This window comes from Deltaproteobacteria bacterium, assembly GCA_005879535.1.
Lineage (GTDB): Bacteria > Myxococcota > Myxococcia > Myxococcales > 40CM-4-68-19 > 40CM-4-68-19.
This window is the reverse complement of sequence record VBKI01000030.1, coordinates 1-2,690: the sequence shown is the minus strand read 5'-3', so window position 1 is coordinate 2,690 and position 2,690 is coordinate 1. Positions and strand designations below refer to the sequence as shown.

3 protein-coding genes and 1 pseudogene (1 of these 4 running past the window's edge) are annotated in these 2,690 nt (G+C 65.1%); 3 read left to right on the top strand and 1 reads right to left on the bottom strand.

The features are described 5' to 3' along the window. Both E6J58_01490 and E6J58_01485 read left to right on the top strand, forming a co-directional pair. Positions 1–40, top strand: a pseudogene (locus E6J58_01490) (fibronectin type III domain-containing protein) (it extends 914 nt beyond the left edge of the window). Further along, on the top strand, positions 37–852 hold the full coding sequence (locus E6J58_01485) for a hypothetical protein (GenBank protein TMB42623.1): 816 nt from the start codon (positions 37–39) through the stop codon (positions 850–852). The pseudogene E6J58_01490 and the gene E6J58_01485 overlap by 4 nt, the downstream one beginning before the upstream one ends. A gap of 23 nt (positions 853–875) precedes the next feature. Here E6J58_01485 and E6J58_01480 read toward each other — a convergent pair whose 3' ends face one another. Further along, the gene (locus E6J58_01480; protein TMB42622.1) at positions 876–1,763 is read right to left on the bottom strand and encodes a hypothetical protein; all 888 of its coding nucleotides are present in this window, start codon (positions 1,761–1,763) and stop codon (positions 876–878) included. A gap of 201 nt (positions 1,764–1,964) precedes the next feature. On the opposite strand from E6J58_01480, the gene E6J58_01475 reads away from it, so the two are divergent. Continuing rightward, positions 1,965–2,690: hypothetical protein (locus E6J58_01475; GenBank protein TMB42621.1), on the top strand; the 726-nt coding region annotated here is incomplete at its 3' end.

The window sequence follows — 2,690 nt, the reverse complement described above, 5'->3', positions numbered from 1 at the left end:
GTCACCGCGGAGTTCGACCTCAAGTGCAGGCCCCCAATGACGCTGGCGATCGCGGCCGGCGCCGACATCTACACGATCAAATCGAACGGAGAAGGGCTCGCGCAACTGACGTTCGATCCCGCGTCGGACACCGCTCCCGCATGGTCTCCGGACGGGACGAAGATGGCTTTCCAGAGCGACCGCACGGGCTCGCCCGAGATCTTCGTGATGAACGCGGATGGTTCCGGCGCGATCCAGCTCACGTCGTCTTCCGGCGGCAACTTCCGTCCTGCATGGTCGCCGGACGGGAACCGGATCGCGTTTACCAGCCGTCGCGACGGCAATGGCGAGATCTGCGTCATGAGCTCCGATGGCACCGGCCTCGTCAACCTGACGAATCACGCCGCCGAAGACAGCGATCCGAGCTGGTCGCCCGACGGAACGAGGATCGCATTCCGCAGTTATCGCGACGGCGACTCTACCGGGATCTACCTCATGAACGCGGACGGCTCCGGCGCTTCGCGTTTGACGGTGGACCCGGACGTCGTCGATTCGCAACCGGCGTGGTCACCGGACGGAGACTGGATCGCAATGGCGCGGTACGCGTGTGGGCTCGATTCGTGCTCGCAGGCGATCTGGATGATCAGCCTTCGCGACGACTCTGCAGCAACCCAGATCAGCTTGTCGAGCCCGGACTGTGAATCTCACGGCGAGCCGGCATGGTCTCCGGATGGCCGCAAGCTCGCATTCACGCGGACCGACTTCTGCTCGGGCGGGGCCACGGAGGTGCACATCCTGCGGCTCTTTGGCATCGACAATGGCACGAGCGGCCTGATGGTGACGTCCGGATCGAACCCTAGCTGGCGGCCCTGACCACTCGGCAGGTGGATTGTTCGTCAGCGTCGAGGCGCGACGTCCGCTGCTGGAACGCGCAGGATCTCGCAACTTCGCTCGAGCGCGCGATCGAACGAGATCCACTGGCCGTCCGGCGACCATTTCGGAGACGTGCAACGCCCCGGCACGTCCACGAGCTGCTTCGCGTCGGTGCCATCCGCGTTCATGACCCAGATGCGATACTCGCCGGTCCGGTCTGAGCCGAAGACGATTCTGACGCCGTCGGGAGACCACGCGGGCCAGCCGTCGAACGCCGGGTGATTCGTCAGGTTGCGCGCGTTCTCGCCATCGGCGTCCATGACGAACACCTCCGAGTTGCCGGCGAGCACGCGGCGAAACGCGATGTGCGAACCGTCGGGGGAGTAGACGGGAAAGGTGTTGATTCCGCCGTCGTTCGTCAGCTGGGTCACCGTACCCTTGTCCGCGTCGACGACGTGGATTTCGTACCTCTCGGGCTTCTCTCGCCCCGAGCAGAAGATGATTCGGCGGCTATCCCGGGCCCAGTGCGGGTGGATGGCGGCGCCGCCGTCCCGCGTGACCTGCCGCCGGTTCTTGCCGTCGGCATCGACGACCCAGATCTCCGGGTTGCCCCCGCGGTCGGACACGAACGCGATGCGGCGCCCGTCTGGCGACCACGCCGGCGTCTCGTCCGTTCCGGGGCCAGAGGTGAGCTGCGATACGTTCGAGCCGTCACCGTTCATGACGTACAGCTTGGTCGGCCCGCCACCGCGGTTCGAATCGAAGACGAGCCGACGCGAATCCGGCGACCAGGACGATTCCTCCGAAATCTGCGGAGTCAGCCGGAACACCTTGTCCGCCGGGACGAGCGCCGACGCGGCGAGGAGCAGGAAGGGCAACATGGCCGCATAACGCCAACGGTGTGGGGGCATTCCACGGCTTCGTGGACGCGCACCATAGCCAGTCTCAGAAGGCGGGCGAACGGCCCGCTGTAAAAATGCGCAACGCGCGTGGACTTGACTCTCCGTTTGGAATTCTCCTAAGAGCCGCTCCGGGGAAAATCAGATCAGAGAAATCCTTTCACGCCGCGCGCGGAGCGTCGGCGGTCTCCCGCCACACCCAGGAGGATGATCATGCACGCGAGTGTCGGAACGCGATTCAGCGGCATCCGGATGCCACGTCTGTTGGCGCTGTGGGTCGCAGCACTCTGCTGGACCGCTGACGCCGCTTTCGCGGCCAAGCCGACGAAGGTCTTCCTGCATCCGGCAACCGACATGATCGTCGCAGGAGGCAACGCCTTCGGTTCGGGAGGAGCGTACAAGAAGGTGCGAGGCACCGTCGAGTTCCAGATCGACCCGACCGATCCGCGCAATGCCGTGATCACGGATTTGAACTTGGCGCCGCGGAACGCCGACGGCCTGGTCTCCTTCGATGCCGATTACATGCTGCTGTACCCGGCCGATCTTTCGAAATGGAACCGCCAGCTCGTCTCCGAGATCAACAACCGCGGCAATCTCCTTCTCTTCCTCTCGTTTGCGAACGGCCCCTTCAACAACGATCCCGTCTCGCAGGCCGACTTCGGCAACGGCTTCTTCCTCAACCAGGGTTACGCGATGGCCTGGGTAGGGTGGGGCGCGGACGTGGAGGCCGGTGGCGGGCGCCTCGCGTTGCGGGTGCCCGCTCCACTGCATGCCAACGGCACCCCCGTGACTCAGCGGATCACCATCGAGTTGGCCGACGAGTTCAGCTTCCCCGAGGGAGGCACCGCCAGCTGCGAGCCGCTGAGCGGGTCGCCGGTGATCAAGGGCTATCCCGCGGTCCTTTCGGAGAAGGCGAATGACGAGCTGTTCGTCCGCGCG